This window comes from Enterococcus sp. DIV1083b (assembly GCF_051713705.1).
Classification (GTDB): domain Bacteria; phylum Bacillota; class Bacilli; order Lactobacillales; family Enterococcaceae; genus Enterococcus_D; species Enterococcus_D casseliflavus.
Genome location: NZ_JBIOQJ010000001.1, coordinates 905,492 through 927,342 on the forward strand (window position 1 = coordinate 905,492; position 21,851 = coordinate 927,342).

Sequence of the window (21,851 nt, forward strand, 5' to 3'; positions counted from 1 at the left end):
CGTGTACGAAACTATTGAAGAAGCAAACCAAGCCGTTATTGCCAAGATCGTTGCCGGTTCGCCTTTTTTGCTGGATGTCGTTCCAGCAGTCAGTGTCATTCCAGAGTTAGGTGAAGGAAAAGTCCTATTGCATGCAGGACCACCGATCCGCTACGATCAGATGATCGATCCGATTCAAGGTGCTTGTGTTGGTGCGGGGCTTTTTGAAGGCTGGGGCGAAACGGAAGAAGAGGTACGTCATTTATTAGCATCTGGGGAAGTTCAACTGATTCCTTGTCACCACGTGCAAGCGGTTGGCCCAATGGGGGGCATCACCTCTGCCAATATGCCAGTGCTCGTAGTGGAAAACAAAACCGATGGCAACCGAGCGTATTGTACGATGAACGAAGGGATCGGGGCAGTTTTACGATTTGGCGCCTATTCTCAAGAAGTCATTGATCGCTTGCATTGGATGAAAAATACGTTAGCACCAGTTTTAAGTGCTGCACTACAAACAAAACCCGATGGCTTGAACATCAATGTTTTAGTCGCAAAAGCAATCGCCATGGGGGATGAGTTCCATCAACGGAATATCGCTGCTTCGTTGGCGTTCTTAAAAGAAGTAGCACCAGCGATCGTTACTCTGGAAGGATTTGAAAAAGAAAAACCAGAAGTCATTCAGTTTCTAGCAGACACGGATCAGTTCTTCTTGAATATCATGATGGCTTCTTCAAAAGCGGTGCTTGATGGCGCCCGGACGATTGAAGAAGGCACGGTTGTGACCGCAATGTGTCGCAACGGCCATGAATTCGGTATCCGTATTTCTGGCATGGGAGATGAGTGGTTTACTGGACCTGTCAATACACCAAAAGGGCTGTATTTCTCAGGATTCAGTGAAGAAGATGCCTCTCCAGATATGGGCGACAGTGCCATTACGGAAACCTTTGGTGTTGGGGGAATGGCAATGATTGCTGCCCCAGCTGTGACACGCTTCGTTGGTTCTGGTGGATTTCACGATGCGTTGAAAACCAGCAATGAGATGTTAGAGATCTCCATTGATACCAATCCGAATTTTCCCGTTCCTACATGGGACTTCAAAGGGATCTGTTTAGGGATCGATGCTCGGAAAGTCGTGGAAACAGGGATCTTACCGGTGATCAATACAGGGATCGCCAACAAACAAGCTGGACGAGGACAAATTGGTGCCGGGACAGTGACACCACCAATGGATTGCTTTGAAAAAGCTGTCTTGGCTTATGCAAAAAAATTAGGATTTGAAGAATAAATCAGGGACTGAAAACGTGGAAAAGGAGCAATCGAGCGATGATACAGGCAAAATGGATCGACCAAGCTTTATTTGAACCCGCATTTATCAATGGCAACTGGCTCGTTCACAGTGTGTTTCAGCATAGTTTCAATCTGCAAGATTCTCGTCAGGATCAGCTGATCTGTGTCTCCAAACAAGCGGCTTGCGTGCCCAAAGGGATGATTTTAGCTGCCGACGATTATGCAGCGTTGGCGACAGGCTTAGTTGCTGGTACCACTCTTTTGGTTCAGCAACGGGTGATCCATTTTCCGCATCATCGTCTGTCTTTTCAAAAGGCAGCCAAATTTACAACGACTGTTCCAGCTGGCACAGTCCCATTCGATCGAGAACGGTTTTGGTCAACCCTTCAAAACGTCACGGAAAAGACGGGGATTCAAGAAGCTGTTTCAGCAACCATCCGCAGCAATCATCCGTTTTATGACGCAATCGATCAGCTATGCACGCCTTCATTTAAGGAACAACGGCAAGCAGTCGCTTATTTAGTCGGACGGGGTGTCGGATTGACCCCCACAGGCGATGATATGCTAGTTGGTCATTTACTGGCTCGCCGAGTGATGGGGCAAGAAGATACCCGCTTGGTGGCTTATCTACAAAGAAGGCTGTTGACAGTCAATGATTTAACGACTGACGTCAGTAAACACTATCTTCTGCATGCACTGACAGGCGCATTCAATCAATCGGCATTATCCTTGACCAGGTGTACCGATTCAGCGGCTTTTTCCAAAGTAATCAAAGAGATACTAGCGATCGGTCATACCTCGGGGGCCGACTTTTTGGCAGGGTTTGCTCGCAGTATCGATCAATTTCAAAACAATAGAAATGAGGAATTCATATGGCAAAACGAGTGGTCATCGCTCTAGGGGGCAATGCAATTTTAAAACCGAATCAACCAGCGACCGTAGAAACACAGCTTGCAAATATCCAGTTAAGTGCGGAACAGATCGCTAAAATCGAGAAGCTTGACCATCAAATCGTCGTGACGCACGGCAATGGTCCGCAAGTCGGCAATATTTTACGACAAAATGAAGAAGCCAAAGAAGTCGTGCCGCCTTTTCCACTGGATGTCTGCAATGCAGAGTCACAAGGCTTTATCGGTTATTTAATGGAGCAAAGCATCAAAAATAAAATCGAGCAAGAAGAATTGACCAGCAATGTCGTGACCTTATTGACCCAAGTGGAAGTGGCAGCGGATGATCCCGCGTTTGAAAAGCCAACGAAGCCAATCGGCTTGTTCTACTCAGAAGAAGAAGCAAAAACAATGGCTGAGGAAAAACATTGGGTGATGGAAGAAGATGCTGGACGTGGGTACCGTCGCGTCGTGCCATCTCCACAACCTGTGACGATCCACGGCGTGGAATCAATGGTTCATTTATTGAATCAAAATACCATCGTGATCGCTGGTGGCGGCGGTGGGATTCCAGTCGTAAAACAAGCGGAAGGCTTGAAAGGGATCGAAGCAGTCATCGATAAAGATCGAACTGGGAAAAAACTGGCAGAACAAGTGGATGCCGATGTATTTATGATGCTGACCGACGTCAACAACGTTTATATCAATTATGGAACACCGAAACAAGAAAAATTAACGGGCTTATCCGTAAGTGAAGCGCAAGCATATTTTGATGCGGGGCATTTTGCAGAAGGTAGTATGGGACCGAAAATGGAAGCGGCGATTGCGTTTGCCAAACAAGGAAAGACAGCAATCATCTGCTCATTGGAAGAAGCGGACTTAGCATTGTTAGGTGAAGCAGGCACAAGGATCGCTGGGTAACACCAGCGATCCAACTGCTTGATTCGCCTATTAGTCGCCTTCTTCGGACAGCTCAAGGGCTAAACGCAGATCCAAGCTGATGCTAGGATCATGCACGTTTTTTCCTAGTAGCTTTTGACACTGTTCGATGCGGTATTTGATCGTGTTGCGATGAACGAACAAGGCTTTGGCGGTGCGGGTGATCTCACATTGATAATCCAAGTAAGCTCGTAAGGTTTTGCGCAATTCGATGGTGGCATCTTCTTGCGGAAACGCCAATTCTTTAAGAATCGTACGGCAGAAATAATGGATATCTTCAGGGCTCATTTTTTCAAAGAGACTCCGCATTCCCCGTTGATGGTAGAAAGAGACGATGGACGAATCATGTTGGCCTCTTCGTTCTTCATAAGCAGTCTTTGCTTCGATGTAGGAGCTGGCTAAATCATTGATACTTTCACAGACACTCCCTACCCCAAAGGCCATTCGAAAGGGCAACCGATTGGTCAAAGCATTGGCGGTCTCGATCAAATGGTCTTCTAAGGCATCACACTTGTGCTGCACGAAAATCGCAAAGTGATTGCTGCCCTTTAAGCGAAAGAGACAAACATCTTTGATGCGATAAGGCAGTTGTTCACTAAACCACTGATAAACCAAGTCACTTTCTTCTTTTAAGTATTTGTCTTTGCCTTTGGTTTCTTTGGTTGGTTCGCAGGCACCATAGATGACACGATAATGGCGGGCTTTGACCAAACCGTAAGTCTTTCCGAGATCTAACCAATCCTTTTGTTCTTGCTTGGTGGATTGCTGGTATTCGATCATCCGTGTTAAAAAGTCACTTTTTAAATCTTCAAAAGATTCTTGCACTTTTTGGTTCTTGAAGAGCATAAACGACAAGACCAAGGCTGCTTGTTCCAGCGCAAAATCCGAGACAGGATAAGGAATCGCCTCAGGATTCAAAATGACTAAATAATGGGGGAAATAAGTGGAGGTTTCAATGGCATAATAAGAAATTTGTGACGTTTTTTCATGAAGATCTTTGATAGGGATCGCCCCGCTTTTTTCACCAGTAAAAACCCCTTTCGTTTGTCCTAATTGATGGATGTAATACTCCGCGGGTTTTGACATGCGGGTGAAATGCTTGGAGTGGGCAATCACTTGTTTAAAAGGATTCAACAAAATGATCGGTGTATTGACCATTTGGCCAAAATCAGCGATAAAGCGAGCAATGCTGACATCCTTCATCAAGGAAGCAGAGAACCGTTTTTGAATGTCTAACGCATAACTCAGCTGCTCGGTTTTGGTGTTCCACAGCAAATTCAAAAGCTGGTGCATCAAACGCCCCAGCGGCATCGTGGCAGGTACTTCTACGATGGGGAAACCCAAGCTATCGGCGTAGGCGATGACTTCAGGATCGATGACATCCAAAAAACGACCAATCTTGATGCCTAATCCAGCGGCATTTTTGGCTACGAGAGAATCGATCAGCTCTAGAAGCGCTCCTTGATTATCTTTATAAACCATCGCCGTGCTTAAGATAAAGGTATGCTCAGGAATATAGTGGGCGATATCGGGGGTCTCGGTGATTTCGATACTGTCGACGGGAATTTCCGCAGTCAGGGGATCTGTCAATAAACGCAAATTGGAAAAGCGTGGTATAGCAAGCAATTCAGCAACTAACTTCATAGAGAAACTCCTTTTGGAATTGAACAAAACAAACAAAAACATGTCCTTTTTTAGCTTTATTGTACAACAAACTTGGAAACGTTGACAAGGCGTTGAACAGTGAAATCAAAAAGAGAAATGAGGGAAAAAGATGTATAAAGAGTTAACGATCGCACAACGTACGATCATGACACCTGGGCCTGTAGAAGCCCATCCAGCTGTTCTACAAGCAATGACCAATCGCATTTTGGGGCAGTTTGATCCGAATTTTTTGGCGATCATGGATGAGGTCAAAGAAATGATCAAACAACCGTTTGGAACCAAAAACAAAGAGGCATTTGCCATTGACGGGACTTCCCGAGCTGGTTTAGAAGCGGCGCTGATCGCTTTGATCGAACCAGGGGACAAAGTCTTGATCCCAGCCTATGGGCGCTTTGCTTTCTTACTGGGAGAAATCTGTGAACGTGCCCAAGCACAAGTCAAATATGTAGAAAAAGAGTGGACAGCTCCTTTTGCACCCGCAGAGGTCATCAAAGAAATCGACGCATTTCAACCCAAGATCGTGGCGATGGTCCACGGGGAAACCGCCAACGGGCAAATGCAGCCGTTAGCAGAAATCGGGCAGTATTGTCGCGCAAAAGATATTTTCTTTGTCGTTGACATGGTGGCGACTTATGGTGGCGTGGCCCTGTCAGTCGATGATTGGTGTGTCGATTTAGCGATTGCCGGTACACAGAAGTGTTTAAGTGTGCCGTCTGGTCTTTCATTAGTGACCTACAACGATCGCGTCGAAGCCGTCCTTAATGCCCGTTACCAAAAAGAATTAGGCTTGAGTAAAACGGATCGAAACAAGCGGCACATTATGAGCAATTACCTGGATTTGAGTCAACTACAACGCTACTGGAACACTGAACGAATCAACCATCACACAGAAGCGACGAGTATGATCTATGCGCTTCATGAAGGATTACGGATGCTGCTAAACGAAGGCCTTGATGCAGCCTATCAACGTCATTTGACGAATGAAGGCGCGTTGGTCGCTGGACTGGAGGCAATGGGGCTGTCGATTTATGGGGAAAAAGCAACCAAAATGCCGACAGTTACCCCTATCTTTATTCCAGAAGGGGTTGATGGCGAAGCTGTCCGAGAAGAGATGCTTCACTCCTTTGGTGTAGAGATTGCTAGTTCATTTGGTGATCTAAAAGGAAAAATCTGGCGGATTGGAAATATGGGCTACAGCAGCCGCAAAGAAAATATTTTACATGTCCTAGCCGCGTTAGAAGGGGCACTATTGTACCAGCAAGCACCAATTTCTGCTGGCAAAGCGCTCATCGCTGCGTTAAATTACTACCAAAAAACGACTTAAATTTTTAGCACAAATGCACAACGACTGAAAGCGCTTTGTGAAAAATGACAAATGCAATCGTCGGCAAAAAAACGTACACTAAGACTATCTTAAAGCGCTTTCGTTGGCGTGCTTCACAAACATTACTTGTGTAACTGATGGAGGGAAAAAAATGGAAATCAATAAAGAACGTGGTGGGCTTGCCTACTGGAAACAAATTATTATCTTAATGTGTTCAGGCTGGGTCACTATCTGGATTTATCGCGCTGCGTTATCGCCAGTCTATCCGCAAATCAATGAGTCACTTGGCGGCAATATTTCTGATACAGCATTAGGATCGATTGCCAGCTTTTACTTTTTCGGCTATGTAATCATGCAGATCCCGGCCGGCTTTTTGGTGGATAAGATTGGGAAGAAAACAGTTCTGCTTCCAGGATTCGTGGTATTTGCACTGGCAGCTTTACTGATTTCACAAGCCTCTTCAATCTCCATGATCTATACCGGTAGCTTTTTAGCAGGGATCGGCTGTGGGTCATTTTACGGTTCAGCGTATTCTTTGACCTCACAGAACATTCCGAAAGAAAAGAAGAGCTTCTCAACAGCGATCGTCAATAGTGGTTCTGCCGTTGGTTCAGGGTTTGGGATGATCTTATCAAGCTTTATCGTTATTCAGATGAACATGCCTTGGCAAACAATGATGTATTTATCCGCTTTCTTGATCGTTTGTATGACGATCGCTTTTGCATTGGTGATCCGCAGCAACAAAGAAGACGTGGCTTTCTTGGAGAGCCAAGCAGCAGCTGAAGAAGAAACAACGGATCAGCCGAAAGAAAAAGTTTCCCTTTCGACCTTGTTCTCACTGCGGATGCTCTTTACTTATGTGTTATATTTTGCGACGTGTTATGCCTACTATATGACGGTTACTTGGCTACCAAACTTCTTAGGAACAGAGCGAGGCTTCCAAGGAGTCGCGATCGGTTTCTCTTCTTCATTAGTAGCATTTGCTTCCATTCCTGGGGCCTTGTTCTTTAGCCGCTTGGCAGACAAATACATGCACAAAAAAGTAACTTTTATCGTTATTTTAGAAGTATTGGCGGCGTTGATGTTATTAGTAACGGTGCAAGCGACAAATTCGACCTTCTTAATGATCGCGTTGATCTTGTACGGGTTCCTTGGGAAATTAGCGGTTGAACCAATCATCATTTCTTGGCTAGGGGAAAATGCACCCAAAGTTGGGGTCGGTACGACATTAGGGGTCTTCAACTTTTTCGGCATGATGTCTTCCGTTATCGCACCAACATTGACCGGATCGATCTCGGATGCAACAGGGTCAAAAGTAATGGGCTTTTATATCGCAATTATTTTGTTGATCGGTGGTACATTCTTATTCTTGACTGTAAACTCTAAGAAAACAGCCAAGTAGAAAAGTGAGGCACAACAGATGAAAAAACGATCCTTAAAAATCAGTTTGACCAACCAAATCATGATTGCAACGGTATTGGGGATTTTTTGGGGCGTTTCCTTTCCCGGGTTAGGTGATCAAATGCAGCTAGTCGGGGACTTCTTCTTGCGACTGATTCAAATGTCTGTGGTCGTGCTGGTCATGGGCTCGGTGATTGAAGCGGTGGGGGGACTTGATCCAAAAGAATTAGGTGGGATCGGCGGGAAAGTCTTCCTCTGGTTTACTGGATCGACCCTCGTCGCCGCTATTTTCGGTCTCTTGTTCGCCTTGATCCTCAAGCCTGGCGCAGGCCTTGATCAGTCCCTGCTGCAAAGTACAGAAACCGCATTAAGTACCAGCAGCATGGAAGAAGTCATCTTAAACTTTGTTCCACTGAACATTATTCAAGCCATGGTGGAGCAGAATATGATCCAAGTGATTATTTTTTCGCTCTTCTTTGGCCTTGCCTTGAGCTTGATCAAGCATGAAAAAAAGAATCAGCTGTTTCTAGATATGATCAGCAGTTTTAATAATATTTTGATAAAAATGGTCAGCATGATCATGAAGTTGGCGCCGATCGGGATTTTCGGCCTTGTTGCTTCCTTAGTAGAAGATACCGGTATTCGTGTGTTGGGAATGTTAGCCAGTTTTTTATTGACGTTAGCAGCAGCATCTTTGCTCTTTTTGTTTCTTTGGTTTCTCTTGACGTCGCTCTATTGCAAAGTTTCCTTGTTTCGTTTGATAAAGAACATGTGGCGCCTCTCGGTGGTTTCCTTTACGACCACCTCCTCTGCTGTTTCATTGCCGTTTCAAATGGAAGATGGCAAAGAACGATTTGGGATCAGTGATCGAATCAATAAGCTCGTGATGCCTCTGGGCATGACCTTAAATAGCAATGGGCTCTCCTTATTTTTAGCCCTGGCAATCGTAACCGTTGCTCAGGCGTACCAGATCCAATTGAGCTGGGGGGATCTTTTGCAAGTGGTCTTGTTGTCCTCGTTGGCATGCTTGGGAACGATCGTCGTTCCAGGCGGCGGATTAGTCACACTGGCTACGGTTTTACCTATGTTAGGACTGCCTAATGAAAGCATCGCCTTGCTGGCAGGGATCGATTGGTTTTCTGGGATGTTTCGGACCCTCTTGAATGTTGACCCTGACGTCACGGTGGCGTTGATCGTTGCTCATGATGAAGGAGAACTGGATCATGCAGTCTTCAATGGTGAAAAAGCCTCGGTCAAATTAGCAGAAAAAATCACCGATGGCGTATAAGACCAATCATTCTTGTGATGAAACTTTACTCTTTTTTGAAAACGTGCTACGATTGATTCGTTGATAGACGAAAGAAGCTTCCTGAAATACCGTAAACGGTAACCAGTAGCGGCTGATTTTCCGCTCGTCATTCAACAGACAACTACGACAAAAAGAGGAGGAAAAAACATGACAGCATCGATGAAATTGTGGATTGACCTTTTGAATAGCTAATTTAAATCTATTTCAAAAGTCTAGGCAATCGTGATTTCAAGGGATGAGTGTCCTCTTTTTTCCAATTTCTTATTAAAATCAGGGTATAGCGGTAGGCTATGCCCTTTTTTTGTGCTTGCGTTTTCCTAGACGGGAAGGACAGACTGATGGAACAATTAAGTGTAAAAATAAACAATCTAATCAAAAATTATGGGTCCAAAGAAGTACTGAACATTGAAGAACTGAGCACCTATCAAACGGATCGTATCGGGATCGTGGGAGCAAACGGGCAAGGCAAGTCTACCTTGCTGAAGTTGATTGCGGGAGTGGTCGATCCTGATTCAGGAACGATTCAAAAAGAAAATTCGTTTCACTATTTCCCGCAAATCGCTGAGGTGACTGAAAAGACGGAGGCCCTTGACTGGGCGCTGTTCGGTCGTTTTTCGATCCCAACAAATGAATTGGCGACACTAAGCGGCGGGGAGGAGACCAAATACCGGTTGGCACAAACGTTATCTTCCTATCAGTTAGGACTTTTGCTCGATGAGCCAACGACCCACTTGGACCAGCAAGGAATTCAAGTCTTGATTGATGAATTGCAGTATTATTATGGCACCCTGATCGTGGTCAGTCATGATCGGTATCTATTGAATCAGCTGGCAACGAAAATCTGGGAAGTCGATCAAGGAAAAGTCACCGAGTATGCTGGCAATTATGACAGTTACCGACAGCAAAAAGAGCAAGCGGCACAGCGTGTTGCCTGGGAGGCTGCGCAGTATCAGCAACAAAAACAGCAGTTGACCCAAGCAATCCAAAAGAAAAAAGAACAAGTGATCAAGAGCAGTCGCATTTCTGAAAAAAAGCGGCAGCAGAACATCCGACCAGACCGTTTGTCGTCATCAAAACAAAAAGACACGGTGCAAAAGTCATTGCAAAAAACAGTCAAAGCCATGGAAAGCCGCTTGGATCACTTGGAAGAAGTGAAGGGCGTCGCCCGGCAGCAGGTGATTCGTTTTCCAGTAGTCCCTGCAGTGGAGCTGCATAATAAACGACCGATTCGTGGGGAGCAAGTAACCATTCAAAGAGGGGCGAAACGTTTGCTAGACAGCAGCAGTTTCCAGTTTGCTGCCGGGAAGAAAATCGCTATCGTGGGTCCGAACGGTTCGGGAAAGTCGACTTTACTAAAAGAAATCATCGCAGGCGGAGAGGGAATCTATGTATCACCGAAAATCGTCTTTGCGGTCTACGAGCAAATGGGCTATCGAAAAAACAGCACCACACCGCTTTTGACGGAATTGATGGCTCAAACAGACTATCAGGAACCACTGGTCCGCAGTATTTTACACAATCTGGGATTTAGCCAGATTGACGTGATGAAGCCAGTCAATGTGCTAAGCGGCGGAGAAGCGACACGGGTCGAGCTCGCACGCATCTTTACTCAACCTGCCAATGTTTTGATACTTGATGAACCGACGAACTTTATTGATCTGCCGACAATTACCGTCTTGGAACAATTGATTCGCAGCTATCGAGGCATGGTTTTGTTCACATCTCACGATCAAGCGTTTATCGATGCTGTCGCGGATGATGTGTATCAAATCGATCATGGAAAATTAACATTGGTTTCCAGTAACTAGCAGCATTGTCACTTTTATAACTGTATAAAGAAAAACAGCGCGGGAAAGGAAGCGACCGCCCAACGTTCAATCAACAATCGGCCGTTGAGCGGTCACTACAAAACCCGTGCTGTTTTTTTCGCAATCATCGGTATCGCCTAGCTGTTGCTACATCGCTTAATAAATCTTTTTCGTAAAGTATTTTAAGATCAGGGGAGAGATCAAGGTACTCAACAAGACAACGATCACCAAAGGGGAATACAATGCGGACGAAATCAATTGGTTTTGTTGACCAATCTGCAAAATGATCAATGCCATTTCACCTCGGGAAATCATTCCAGCTCCCACCATCCAAGCACTGTTGTTCGAGAATTTCGCGATTTTCGCCCCGACATAGCCGCCGACCAGTTTGGTCAAGATCGCGACCACGGTAAAGGCAAGAATAAAGAATAATTGCTCATTTAAGCGGGAAAAATCAACTTCTAAGCCAACGCTGACAAAGAACACCGGAATGAAGACGGCGTAACCTAATGCTTCGACACTGTGTTCCACTTCCTCACGAACCTTCGTTTGACTGACAGCGATCCCTGCGAAGAAGGCACCAATGACCGAGCTTAACCCAACGAGGTCAGCAAGATAAGCCATTCCTAAGCAGATGATCAGTGACATGATGATCACCGCGGAATTTGCAAATAGCTTTTCTGCAAGTGCCATTAAGAACGGAGCGATCCATTTCACCAATAGAAAAATCAACACAAAATAAATCAATTCTACCAATAAGGTGACCGGCAGTGGTGTTGCTTGGCTGCTTTCGCCGCCTAAAAAGGAAAGGCTAAGACTCAAAACCAACACGACCAAAATATCATCCACGACGGAAGCACCAAGAATCGTCGATCCTTCTTTCGTATTCACCACATTCAACTCTTTCAATACTTCGACAGAAATACTGACTGAGGTGGCAGCTAATACGATCCCGAAAAAGAACGCTTCTGTGGGACTGCTTTGAAAACCGACCCCTGTGGCATACCCGAAGAGCATTGGGAACACGATCCCCAAAAGGGCAACGAGCATCCCAGGACGAAAATAGCGTTTCAATAAAGAAATATCACTTTCCAGTCCCGCTAAAAACATCAGCAAAATAACACCAATCTCTGAAAAATCATGAACCAGAATATCTGGATGGACCCAATTGAGTCCTGCGCCTCCTAATAAAACCCCCGCTAACAACTGCCCGATGACAGCAGGAACGCCCATCCGTCTCGCCAGATGCGAGAAGAGGGTCGTCGTGATTAGGATCAAACACAAAATCCCGACAAAATGCATAAAACCTCATCCTTCTTTCCTATAACATACTCCCCTTTAGTATAGCATTCTCTCTTGAATTGAGCCTGTATCAAGCCTTTTTTTATTAAAAGAGTTTCATTAAACCACACGTTTTTTGAGATAAGGAGGAAGCGAAGGCAATCAGAGTTTTTCTGTGCACTCGTCGAAATAAAAAAACATTATTTTCACTTTACTTGTATCAAATTATTGTTTGAGCCAACGGGCGAGCTGCTGAAACACCATTTGGACTTGCGGCTCCTCGACGTTTTTCAAAAAGTCGTGGGGCAAATCATAGACAGGGACAAATTTGCTTTTAGGCACTTTCTTCAAGCCTTTGCTGTAACGAAAAGGAACTTCCTCATCGGTACTGCTGGCACTGCTGAAAATTGGAGGAAATTGAACAAGCAGCTCAGGATCAATGGCATAGTCAGAAAGAGCTTCAGCTGTTAGACCATAGATCGTGGTGAGTTCTTGCTGTTGGACCCAATAAACATAAGGCAAATAGCGCTGAAACTGCGGATCATCCCAAACGATCTCGGTTTGATCCAAAGAAGGGACTTGCTCTTTGCTTAAGAGCGGCTGCTGCAAGACTCGTTTGTTTTCAATAAAAGAAAGATCGGTATACCCATAAAAGTTGACCAGTTTTTCAGGCAATCTCTGTTGTTCCTTCAGTAATTGCTGGGTCAGCGCCAGCATCAAATAACCGCCAGCTGAGCGTCCGCAGAAACAAAACGGGTTATCTTTAAGCACAGTTGCTTGCAATTCTTGAAAATTTTGCCAGTTCAGCGCCAAAATCTCCGCTAACGATGAATTGGGCGCCAGTAAATAATCGACTGTGAGGACGCTGTATTGCTGCTCTTGAAATAGTGCGATCAGTGATGCGGGAATGTCTTGACGGGTTCCATAAACAAAACCGCCGCCGTGAAAGTAAATCACGTATTTCTCCGAAGCAGGATAAAGGGACACCGAAGCACCGGTGGTCAATTGCCATTCTTTTTTCATTTTGCTTGACTCCTTTTCTGAAGCTCTAATAAATAGGTGCCGATCTCGTAATTGACTAATTGGATCGGACTTGTCAGATCGATCTCTAGTAGCTGTTCGATTTTGCTTAGCCGGTAGCGAATCGTTTTGGCATGAAGAAACAAGGTTTCAGCCGTATTTTTGTAATTGCGATTCGTGATAAAAAAGGTATACAGCGTTTTGAACAGCTCTTCATTTTCTTCCGAAAGTTGATACAGCTTCGGGGGAATGCTTTGCTGCAGCTTTTCCAGTTGGTTCTCCTTGATAAAGGAACTAAAGATACCTAAGTCGCTATAGGCAATGATCGGCGCCAAATAAAACTGCCGATTGAAGCGGATCGCATCCAAACACTCTGGCAGGATCTCTTTGATCTGTTCCTTGCGCAAGACTTCGCTGACCACCAAGCAGCCATGTTCATCGGCTAACAGGGTATCATCAAAATGTGTCTGCAGCATCTGTTTCGTCACCTGATGGGCGATCGACTGGAAATTATAGAGGATCACCAAATAATTGTGGTGTTCAAAAAAGACGTGGGGTGTTTTCAACGCCCGTAGCTTGTGCAAAACGACGGACTTACGCTCCTTATCTTTAAAGCTGTTGGAAGCAAAGGCAATGCCTTGGTAGAAATCGTAGCGATCCAGTTGCGCTTCTTCTAACAAAAGATCCAGCTCAGCCAAATTACTAGGAGTGTTTTGTAAAATCGCATCGGCCAGATTGTTCATGCGATTGTAGCGTTCTTTCTTCAACAAATACTCCATTTGGAGGCGTTCATAAATGACGTCGATCACATTTTCAATGATCATGACTTTTGCCTCAGGGATCTGCGAATCTTTCTGATAAACGATCAAGGTACATAAATCATTGTAAGGATTGATGATCTCTACTTTGATGGCAGTCACATATTGATTGTTCTCATGAGAAAATAATTCCAAATATTCGTAGTGGTTCTTGGTAAACTCGACGGTTTTCATGGGTTCTTGTTTGGTCACCACGAAATTCTTAAAGGATTGACCGACGGACACATGCACATCTAAATGGGGGATGCGCAAAGAACAAGGCTTTTCGATCAATTGATAGAACTCCTGCATGATCTGATCGAAAGAAGAGTGGTTGCGCTCGACTTTCATGAAGCGCTGGCGAACTTCGTAATAGGTACGCAGCAGCTGGGTTTGGTGATTTAGCAATGGTTCGTAAACCGCTAGCATGATGGCTTCATAACTGACTTCTTGCTGCACTTTGATCAAAGGGATCTGATAAGCAAAGCTAAGCTCAATCACCCAATCCGGAATCATAGGGATCAAGCGATCCACTTTGATCACTAAACCGCTGACACCGATTTGCTGCATTTTTTCAAAAAAAACACGCAGTTCCTCAGGGGATTGGTCTTTGAAGGCATAAAAAGAAGTCAAAATCAATTGATGGGCTTTGCTCCATTTCTCGATGTCCATCGCTTCCAGCACCATGACGGAACCGACGGAATTTGTTAAACCAATGGAGCCAGTCAGGACTTTACTTTTTTCAAAAAGCGGCAGTTCAACCAATTCTTTTAATTTCATAAAATGCTCCTTTTTTCTCTTTTGGATAAAAAGTATAGCATTTTTTTAGAATTTTATCCAATGAAAACGCAAACAAGGCTCGTTAGAATGAGAGTATAAGAAAAGGAGGAGAACAAATGCTGCACACAGTAATCTTAAAGAATAACTACCAAGATTCCATTAACTTAATGCTGCTGACGAATACGATCAATGATCTAGGCGATGTCGAAATGAGTCAAATCATGATGGGGACGGATGCAAACAAAGACATATTAAATAACACTGGCTTGCTTTCTGAAGAGGCTGAAGGTGCTTCACCCAACGATATGATGATCGTAGTCGATAGCCAAAACGAACAGATCATGGATCAAGTAATGCCAGCGATCGATTCATTTTTAGCTGATCTCTCAGCAAAAGATCAAGGCAAAGAAACGCCAGCGGCGGCTTCATGGCAAGAAGCCTTGAGCGCAATGCCGGATGCCAATGTTGCATTATTTAGTATTCCTGGGGAATATGGCGCAGCCGAGATGGAAAAAGCCTTGAAAAATGATTTGCATGTTTTCTCGTTTACGGACAATGTCGCTATCGAAGATGAAGTGCGTTTGAAAAAGCTGGCTCATGAAAAAGGCTTATTGATGATGGGGCCAGACTGTGGGACCGGTATTATTTCCAGCATTCCGATTGCCTTCACGAATGTCGTGGCACCAGGAAACATCGGCGTCGTTGGTGCCTCTGGTACGGGGATTCAAGAAGTGACGACGATCATTGACCGATTAGGCGGTGGTGTCGTTCATGCCATCGGGACCGGCGGACGTGACTTAAGCGACAAAGTTGGGGCGATCACTGTCAAAGATGCCATCGTTGCTTTAGAAAATCATGAACCGACAGATGTGATTTGCGTGATCTCGAAACCACCTGCAAAAGAAGTGCGGGATGAAGTCGTTCAATTGCTGCAAAGTATCAGCAAACCAGTGGTAGCGATTTTCTTAGGAGAAAAACCAGAAGCCCATGAAGGAAAAGTCTATTTGGCACATACTCTGGAAGAAACAGCGCGCATCGCTGTTGATCTTGCCAATGAAGAACCCGTCAAAGCGAACTATTTTGAACGCGTGGCAACCCCAGATGTGCCCAAACTCGCTGAAGACAAAGTGGTCAAAGGTCTTTATTCTGGCGGTACATTAGCTGCCGAAGCAGGAATGCTGATATCCGAAGCCTTGAATCTGGAAGGCCTTGTAAAACAAGAAGGCTATATCTTGCATTCCCACGGCTATGATGTGATCGACCTTGGTGATGATATCTATACCCAAGGCAAACCGCACCCAATGATCGATCCTGAAGTGCGCATTAAAAAAATCGAAGACTATGCGCAAGATGAGCAAACCGGGGTCATTTTATTTGATGTGGTGTTAGGTTACGGCGCACATGCAGATATGGTAGGAGCTTTGTTACCAGCCATCGAAGCTGCACAGCAAACAGCCCAAGCAGCCGATCGCGCGTTGTACTTTGTTGCTACCGTCTGCGGAACTGAAAAAGATCCGCAAAACTATCAAGAAGCAGTCAACCGTTTGAAAGCAGCTGGCGTCTATGTGGCACCAAGCAATGCTCAAGCAGTGCAATTAGCCCTCGCCTTAAAAGGGGCGACTCTTTCTGAAGCAGACAAAGCGGTCAATGACTATACTGGTAGCAAAGTTGAGGTGCCGACAGTTAGCGAGAAAGTGATGGAGCTGTTGACCACCAAACCACGGATCATCAATGTTGGCTTGCAAAGTTTCAATGAATCGATCCTGCAATATGGCGGGAAAACAGAACAATTTAACTGGCGTCCTCGTGCCAACGGCAACAAGAAAATGATCCGTATTTTAGACGCGTTAGAAGAATTTGACGAAAAAATCACAGCTGAAAACCAAGCAGTGACGGATAAAATCAAAAATGCCCAACCATTCTTGATTGATGTCGTTCCAGCTAAATCAGTGATCGCTGAATTAAACGAAAGCCAGAAAACCTTGCTGCATGCAGGACCGCCGATCCAATGGTCGGAAATGACGGGACCGATGCAAGGGTCTTGTATCGGCGCTGCCTTGTTTGAACGCTGGGCGAAGGATGAAGACGAAGCCCGCCGTTTACTCGAAAGTGGGGAAGTCCGCTTTATGCCATGTCACCATGTCCAGGCAGTTGGACCAATGGGGGGAATCACTTCTGGGAATATGCCTGTCTTTGTGGTTGAGAACCGCCTTGTCGGCAACAAAGCCTACTGTATTTTGAACGAAGGGATCGGTAAAGTCTTACGATTTGGTGCCTATTCACAAGAAGTGATCGATCGTTTGGATTGGATCAAAGACGTCTTAGGACCAACCATTGCCAAGGCATTACAATTAACAGAAGAAGGCATCAACTTGAATGTATTGATTGCCCGGTCGATCACAATGGGGGATGAATTCCATCAACGAAATATTGCAGCATCATTGAACTTTTTGAAAGAAATCGCGCCGTTGATCATCCAAACAGAGATCGATGAAAAGCAAAAATATGAAGTGATCAAGTTCTTAGCAGATACCGATCAGTTCTTCTTGAATATCATGATGGCAACTGGCAAAGCCATCGTTGACGGTGCCCGTGTCGATGCCAAAGGAACGATCGTGACCACCATGACGAGAAACGGTGTTAACTTTGGGGTTCGTGTCGCCCAAACAGAAGACCAATGGCATACTGCACCAGTCAATACGCCGAAAGGTTTGTACTTTACTGGGTTTACCGAAGCAGATGGCAATCCCGATATTGGGGACAGTGCCATTACTGAAACCGTCGGTGTCGGAGCAATGGCAATGGTAGCCGCACCAGGGGTAACACGCTTTGTCGGCGCTGGTGGTTTTGAAGATGCGCTAGAAACTTCCAATGAAATGGCAAAAATCTGTTTCGGTCATAATCCGACCTTCTCGATCCCAACATGGGATTTCCAAGGGACTTGTTTGGGGATCGACATCCGCAAAGTCGTTGAAACAGGCATCACCCCAATCATTAATACTGGGATCGCCCATAAAGAAGCAGGTGTCGGTCAAGTCGGCGCAGGCACGGTGCGTGCACCGTTAGGCTGTTTTGAAAATGCCTTGACGGCTTATGCGAAGGATCTGGGGATCGATGTTGACTGAGAAAATTAAAATCAGTGATTATCTAGACCCACTGCAACGATTCGGTCGTACCGGTCGGGTGCATAGCGTGTTTGATCGTTCATTCAATGTGATGATCGGGCAGCAGCTGGTCAATATCAACAACTATCGCAACTATTTGACTGGCTTCGGGGTCTTTTTACCTGATGCATTGTTTGAACAAGTCTTGCCTTTGATCGAAGTCGGCAATCGCGTGCAAGTCCGAGAGCATGGTCTGACTTTTTACAGCACAAAAGGAACATTTTCTCTTTCATTAGAGGAGAAAGAATTGGTTTCGCTGCAGGTGAAGGAGCTATCCTTCACCTCTGCGGAATTGCAGCTTTTGAAAGAAATACTGCTTCAACAAAAACTAGAAACCAAGATTGGGTTGCCAGAAGATGAGAAAACCCGAGCAGTGTTTGCGGCATTGCGGCAGTCTGTCTCAGATTGGGAACCAATCATTGACCACCTGATTGGTCGTGGCAAAGGATTGACACCTAGCGGCGATGATCTTCTCGTTGCCTATCAAGCGATGCTCTATGCCTTGCAGCAGCCAGAAGCCGAAACGTTAGCGCAAGCATTGGCAAAACCGCTGTCTACGACGGATGTCAGCCTTGCATATATTCAAAGTGCCAGTCAAGGGTATGTCAATTCGGTAATGCTGCAATTATTCCAAGACGTAAAAAGTAAAAACCCGCAGGTGCTGGAAAACGATGTGCAGCAGCTGATGTCCATCGGTCATTCGTCAGGCAAAGATCTTAGCTTTGGGTTGTTGTTAGCGTTGGAGTCATTGTCACTTGAGGAGAAAGAATAGAAAAGGGGAGAAATCATGGAAATCAGTAACCAGAAAGATGCGGTCAAAGTAAGCAATTCTTACTGGAAAAAAGTCGTTGCTATTTTCTTTGTCGGCTGGATTTTAATGTACGCCACACGGACGATCTTCAATCCAATCATGGGTGTGATCGGTGAAGAATTCAATTTAAGTAACACACAACTAGGACTTGCCAATAGTATTTTCTTTTTGACTTATGCCGTTGCGCAAATTCCTTTTGGGATCATCGGCGACAAAATCGGTCGCAAATTAGTGATCGCTCTAGGCTTTGTTTTATTGGCGGTGACTACGTACTTCAGTGGGCTAGCCACAAGCTTTGTTTTGTTTTTAGTGATTCGTGCCATTGCAGGGATTGGTCAAGGTGCCTATTACGGTCCGCAATACGCATTGTCTACCGAAGCGATTCCCGACAACAAACGAACCGTCGGAAATGCCATTATCAACAGTGGAATGGCGTTTGGAACGTCTGGCGGGTACTTGCTTTCTAGTAAATTGGTCTTGGATAACGGGGGCCATTGGAGCCAACCCTTCTTCCTAATGGCGATTCCGACCTTGATCGTCGGTGTCTTGTTTTATTTTGTTTTGAAAGAAAAAGTGATTCGTCCAGAAGATGAAGGACAAGAAATAAAAGAAGAAGGGCCGAAAGAAAAGATTTCCTTGAAGCAGATTTTTTCAAACCGCAATCTCGTGGCAGCCTTTGTTCTATGCTTTACCAGCATTTATGCAAACTTTGTGATCATTACTTGGCTGCCGCAATTCTTGATTGCCGAGCGTGGCTTTGAAGGGGCGAGTGTCGGCTTTATTGCTTCCTTAGTCCCATGGGCATCAATTCCAGGTGCGTTGATTTTTGCTCGATTGAATGATAAAACAGGCGCAACGAAAAAATTAGTCTATTTATTGGTCCCATTGGCGACCCTTTCCGTATTTGCCATTGCCTTTGTAACGGATCGTACCTTATTGATCACTGTCTTGATTTTGTATGGATTGACTGGCAAGCTGGCGCTTGATCCAATCGTCGTGACCTTTGTGACGAAAAACGCACCAAAAGGCGCCTTAGGAACGACTTTGAGTGCTTATAATTTTATCGGGATGTCGGGGTCGATCTTAGCACCTTATGTTACTGGCTTTTTAGCCGATTCTTTAGGATCGATGCAGGTCGGGTTTTACCTGTCTTGTCTATTACTGCTGATCGGATTAGGTGTTTTTGCCGTATTAGCAAAGGAAAATCAGAAGGAGAGCATAAAATGAGTTTGAATGTGATCGCGTTAGGCGGCAATGCTATTTTAGATAAAGACCCTAGTGATGAAGGACAAAAAGCAGTTGTTACGCAAGCAGCACGTTATATTGCCGATTTTGTCGAAAAAGGGGAAAAAGTCATTGTTTGTCACGGCAATGGACCACAAGTCGGCAACTTACTGTTGCAGCAAAAAGCAGGGGAAAGTGAAAAAAATCCCCAATTGAAATTAGACAGCTGCGTGGCGATGACCCAAGGAAGTATCGGTTATTGGCTGCAAAATGCCTTGATCAACGAGTTTGCCACACGTCAAGCACATCCATCGGTGATCTCATTAGTCACCCAAGTTCGTGTCGATCCAGCAGATCCATCCTTTGAGAAACCTTCCAAACCAGTCGGACCTTTTTATAGTGAAGAGGAAGCCAATGCTGCGATGGCAGCCAATGGCGGGGTATATCAAGAAGATGCTGGGCGTGGTTACCGGAAAGTGGTTCCATCCCCGAAACCGCAAGAAATCGTTGAAAAAGAAGCCATTAAAACATTGGTCGATGCTGGTGTAATCACGATTTGTGCCGGTGGTGGTGGCGTACCTGTCGTTCGCAATGATAATGGGTTTACTGGCGTGGAAGCCGTCAACGACAAGGACTTTACCGCTAGTGTCTTAGCAAAAGACGTGCAGGCCGATCGCCTAATCATTTTGACTGGTGTCGACAATATCTACATCAATTACAACCAGCCGAATCAGCAAGCCTTAGGGGAAATCAGTGTGGCACAAGCCAAGGGCTACATCGAGGAAGGCCATTTTGCAGCGGGTAGTATGTTGCCAAAAATAGAAGCTGCGATTGATTTTGTCGAAGAAGATGCAGCCAGAACCGCGATTATTACCTCAATCGAAAAGTTAGCTGAACTGGATCAGCATACAGGAACCATACTTCGAAAATAAAGAGGGGATCAAAGTGAAAGCAAAAAAACTACCGATGGTGACGCAGATCGTTATTGCCGTTCTTCTAGGGATTCTTTGCGGTTTGTTCTTTGGGCAAGCCGCTTCGTTCCTAAAAATTTTGGGCGATCTTTTCTTGCGTCTGATGCAAATGGCGATCCCATTATTGATCGTTGGACAAATCATTCAAGCAGTTGGGGGGATTGCCCCGAAAGAACTCACTCGTTTGGGTGGAAAAACGATCGCTGTCTTTGGGATTTCCTCCTTATTCGCTGCTGCATGGGGCGTGCTGATGGCGCTCTTCTTTGCTCCAGGCAAAGGGATCGACTTTTCACAAGCTGCCGGCGAACCTCTGCAAGCACAAGAAATTTCTATATCAGAGACAGTGATCAACTTTATTCCCACGAATATTTTCGATGCGTTGAGTAAAGGGTCAATTATTCAAATCATCGTTTTTGGGTTATTTTTTGGTGTTGCCCTCAATCGCTTTATGCAAAAGAAACCTGAGTCAGCTCTTTATGGGCTGATCGTGGATCTGAATGAGGTCGTCATTGCCATCATTCGTTACGTGATGATCGTGGCACCAATCGGTATTTTTGCTTTGATCGCTTCAACGATCAGATCCCTGGGCTTGCAGATCATTTTGCCATTAGGCAGCTATTTGCTTGTCTACGGTCTAGCCACCGTCACGTTCCTTGGGCTGTGGCTAGTCTTGTTGACCGTGTATTGTCGGATCAATCCGTTACGATTGATCAAAAATATGAAAAATATGTCGGTCATGGCATTGGCGACAACCTCCTCTGCCATCACGCTGCCGATCGCTATGGAAGAATCCCAGAATAAATTAGGACTCAGTAGCCGCATCACCAATTTGGTATTGCCGTTAGGGATGTCTTTGAACAGCAATGGGTCAGCGATGCATATGGCGATTACAGTCATGACGATCGCCCAAATGTATCAAATCAACTTTGACGGGATCCAAATGGTGACGGTAGCTGTAACTGCGACTTTCGTTTCTTTAGCCAATGCAGTTGTTCCCGGAGCGGGGTTAGTTTCCTTGGCAATCATTGTTCCCCAGCTCGGTTTACCAATCGAAAGCATTGCGCTATTTGCTGGTGTCGAATGGTTTGTTGGCATGCTGCGGACGATCTTGAACGTGAACTCAGATGTCTATTCAGCGCTTTTGATCGCTAAATCAGCTGATGAACTCGATCATCGCGTGTTTAATCAATAAGAGAAGCCGTTG

The 21,851-nt window shown here is 45.2% G+C and carries 16 protein-coding genes; 12 read left to right on the top strand and 4 right to left on the bottom strand.

What is annotated here, in order from left to right; all coding sequences use genetic code 11:
• Position 1: 1 nt before the first annotated feature.
• Genes IGI69_RS04240 through arcC (IGI69_RS04250) form a run of 3 tightly spaced genes read left to right on the top strand, consistent with a single transcriptional unit; the run spans position 2 to position 3,074 of the window.
• On the top strand, positions 2–1,264 hold the full coding sequence (locus IGI69_RS04240) for a DUF1116 domain-containing protein (protein ID WP_005234461.1): 1,263 nt from the start codon (positions 2–4) through the stop codon (positions 1,262–1,264).
• A 38-nt stretch (positions 1,265–1,302) separates the two neighbouring features.
• Positions 1,303–2,166: a DUF2877 domain-containing protein gene (locus IGI69_RS04245; RefSeq protein WP_438739805.1), complete on the top strand. Its 864-nt coding sequence runs from the start codon at positions 1,303–1,305 to the stop codon at positions 2,164–2,166.
• Positions 2,139–3,074, top strand: coding sequence for a carbamate kinase (arcC, locus tag IGI69_RS04250; RefSeq protein ID WP_194194823.1), 936 nt, complete (start codon positions 2,139–2,141; stop codon positions 3,072–3,074). Before IGI69_RS04245 ends, arcC (IGI69_RS04250) begins: the two co-directional genes overlap by 28 nt.
• A 30-nt stretch (positions 3,075–3,104) precedes the next feature.
• On the opposite strand, the gene IGI69_RS04255 is transcribed toward arcC (IGI69_RS04250), so the two are convergent.
• The gene (locus IGI69_RS04255; RefSeq protein ID WP_167821641.1) at positions 3,105–4,736 is read right to left on the bottom strand and encodes a PucR family transcriptional regulator; all 1,632 of its coding nucleotides are present in this window, start codon (positions 4,734–4,736) and stop codon (positions 3,105–3,107) included.
• A gap of 130 nt (positions 4,737–4,866) precedes the next feature.
• On the opposite strand from IGI69_RS04255, the gene IGI69_RS04260 reads away from it, so the two are divergent.
• The 4 genes from IGI69_RS04260 (at position 4,867) to abc-f (ending at position 10,599) form a co-directional block, all read left to right on the top strand.
• Positions 4,867–6,081 (top strand): pyridoxal-phosphate-dependent aminotransferase family protein, encoded by a 1,215-nt coding sequence (locus tag IGI69_RS04260; protein WP_086338592.1) that lies wholly within the window; start codon positions 4,867–4,869, stop codon positions 6,079–6,081.
• 151 nt (positions 6,082–6,232) lie between these two features.
• Positions 6,233–7,483, top strand: coding sequence for an MFS transporter (locus tag IGI69_RS04265; RefSeq protein ID WP_005225368.1), 1,251 nt, complete (start codon positions 6,233–6,235; stop codon positions 7,481–7,483).
• Between the two features lie 18 nt (positions 7,484–7,501).
• Positions 7,502–8,770: a dicarboxylate/amino acid:cation symporter gene (locus tag IGI69_RS04270; protein ID WP_074932367.1), complete on the top strand. Its 1,269-nt coding sequence runs from the start codon at positions 7,502–7,504 to the stop codon at positions 8,768–8,770.
• A gap of 359 nt (positions 8,771–9,129) precedes the next feature.
• A complete protein-coding gene (gene abc-f, locus IGI69_RS04275) occupies positions 9,130–10,599 on the top strand; it encodes a ribosomal protection-like ABC-F family protein (protein ID WP_438739809.1) in 1,470 nt (489 codons plus the stop codon).
• 156 nt (positions 10,600–10,755) lie between these two features.
• Here the strand turns inward: abc-f and IGI69_RS04280 are convergent, their stop codons facing one another.
• The 3 genes from IGI69_RS04280 to IGI69_RS04290 form a co-directional block, all read right to left on the bottom strand.
• A complete protein-coding gene (locus IGI69_RS04280) occupies positions 10,756–11,901 on the bottom strand; it encodes a cation:proton antiporter (protein WP_005225371.1) in 1,146 nt (381 codons plus the stop codon).
• A gap of 204 nt (positions 11,902–12,105) precedes the next feature.
• Positions 12,106–12,903, bottom strand: coding sequence for an alpha/beta hydrolase (locus IGI69_RS04285; RefSeq protein ID WP_438739811.1), 798 nt, complete (start codon positions 12,901–12,903; stop codon positions 12,106–12,108).
• The gene (locus IGI69_RS04290; RefSeq protein WP_201688593.1) at positions 12,900–14,477 is read right to left on the bottom strand and encodes a PucR family transcriptional regulator; all 1,578 of its coding nucleotides are present in this window, start codon (positions 14,475–14,477) and stop codon (positions 12,900–12,902) included. Before IGI69_RS04290 ends, IGI69_RS04285 begins: the two co-directional genes overlap by 4 nt.
• A gap of 116 nt (positions 14,478–14,593) precedes the next feature.
• Here IGI69_RS04290 and fdrA point away from each other — a divergent pair, with 116 nt between their 5' ends.
• The 5 genes from fdrA to IGI69_RS04315 are packed head-to-tail and all read left to right on the top strand — an operon-like array spanning position 14,594 to position 21,839.
• A complete protein-coding gene (gene fdrA, locus IGI69_RS04295) occupies positions 14,594–17,602 on the top strand; it encodes a DUF1116 domain-containing protein (RefSeq protein WP_015509195.1) in 3,009 nt (1,002 codons plus the stop codon).
• Complete coding sequence (locus tag IGI69_RS04300; RefSeq protein ID WP_142972820.1) at positions 17,592–18,413, top strand: DUF2877 domain-containing protein; 822 nt, start codon at positions 17,592–17,594, stop codon at positions 18,411–18,413. The genes fdrA and IGI69_RS04300 overlap by 11 nt, the downstream gene beginning before the upstream one ends.
• Positions 18,414–18,428: 15 nt before the next feature.
• Positions 18,429–19,679: an MFS transporter gene (locus tag IGI69_RS04305; protein WP_005225376.1), complete on the top strand. Its 1,251-nt coding sequence runs from the start codon at positions 18,429–18,431 to the stop codon at positions 19,677–19,679.
• Entirely contained in the window at positions 19,676–20,608 is a 933-nt protein-coding gene (gene arcC / locus IGI69_RS04310; RefSeq protein ID WP_438739815.1) for a carbamate kinase, read from the top strand. Before IGI69_RS04305 ends, arcC (IGI69_RS04310) begins: the two co-directional genes overlap by 4 nt.
• Positions 20,609–20,621: 13 nt before the next feature.
• Positions 20,622–21,839, top strand: a complete 1,218-nt coding sequence (locus IGI69_RS04315; protein ID WP_438739817.1) for a dicarboxylate/amino acid:cation symporter — start codon at positions 20,622–20,624, stop codon at positions 21,837–21,839.
• Positions 21,840–21,851 lie beyond the last annotated feature (12 nt).

Coding starts and splice junctions, on each gene's coding strand:
- IGI69_RS04245 (WP_438739805.1), top strand. CDS start 1,303: ATGATACAGGCAAAATGGATCGACCAAGCTTTATTTGAACCCGCATTT.
- arcC (WP_194194823.1), top strand. CDS start 2,139: ATGGCAAAACGAGTGGTCATCGCTCTAGGGGGCAATGCAATTTTAAAA.
- IGI69_RS04255 (WP_167821641.1), bottom strand. CDS start 4,736: ATGAAGTTAGTTGCTGAATTGCTTGCTATACCACGCTTTTCCAATTTG.
- IGI69_RS04260 (WP_086338592.1), top strand. CDS start 4,867: ATGTATAAAGAGTTAACGATCGCACAACGTACGATCATGACACCTGGG.
- IGI69_RS04265 (WP_005225368.1), top strand. CDS start 6,233: ATGGAAATCAATAAAGAACGTGGTGGGCTTGCCTACTGGAAACAAATT.
- IGI69_RS04270 (WP_074932367.1), top strand. CDS start 7,502: ATGAAAAAACGATCCTTAAAAATCAGTTTGACCAACCAAATCATGATT.
- abc-f (WP_438739809.1), top strand. CDS start 9,130: ATGGAACAATTAAGTGTAAAAATAAACAATCTAATCAAAAATTATGGG.
- IGI69_RS04280 (WP_005225371.1), bottom strand. CDS start 11,901: ATGCATTTTGTCGGGATTTTGTGTTTGATCCTAATCACGACGACCCTC.
- IGI69_RS04285 (WP_438739811.1), bottom strand. CDS start 12,903: ATGAAAAAAGAATGGCAATTGACCACCGGTGCTTCGGTGTCCCTTTAT.
- IGI69_RS04290 (WP_201688593.1), bottom strand. CDS start 14,477: ATGAAATTAAAAGAATTGGTTGAACTGCCGCTTTTTGAAAAAAGTAAA.
- fdrA (WP_015509195.1), top strand. CDS start 14,594: ATGCTGCACACAGTAATCTTAAAGAATAACTACCAAGATTCCATTAAC.
- IGI69_RS04300 (WP_142972820.1), top strand. CDS start 17,592: ATGTTGACTGAGAAAATTAAAATCAGTGATTATCTAGACCCACTGCAA.
- IGI69_RS04305 (WP_005225376.1), top strand. CDS start 18,429: ATGGAAATCAGTAACCAGAAAGATGCGGTCAAAGTAAGCAATTCTTAC.
- arcC (WP_438739815.1), top strand. CDS start 19,676: ATGAGTTTGAATGTGATCGCGTTAGGCGGCAATGCTATTTTAGATAAA.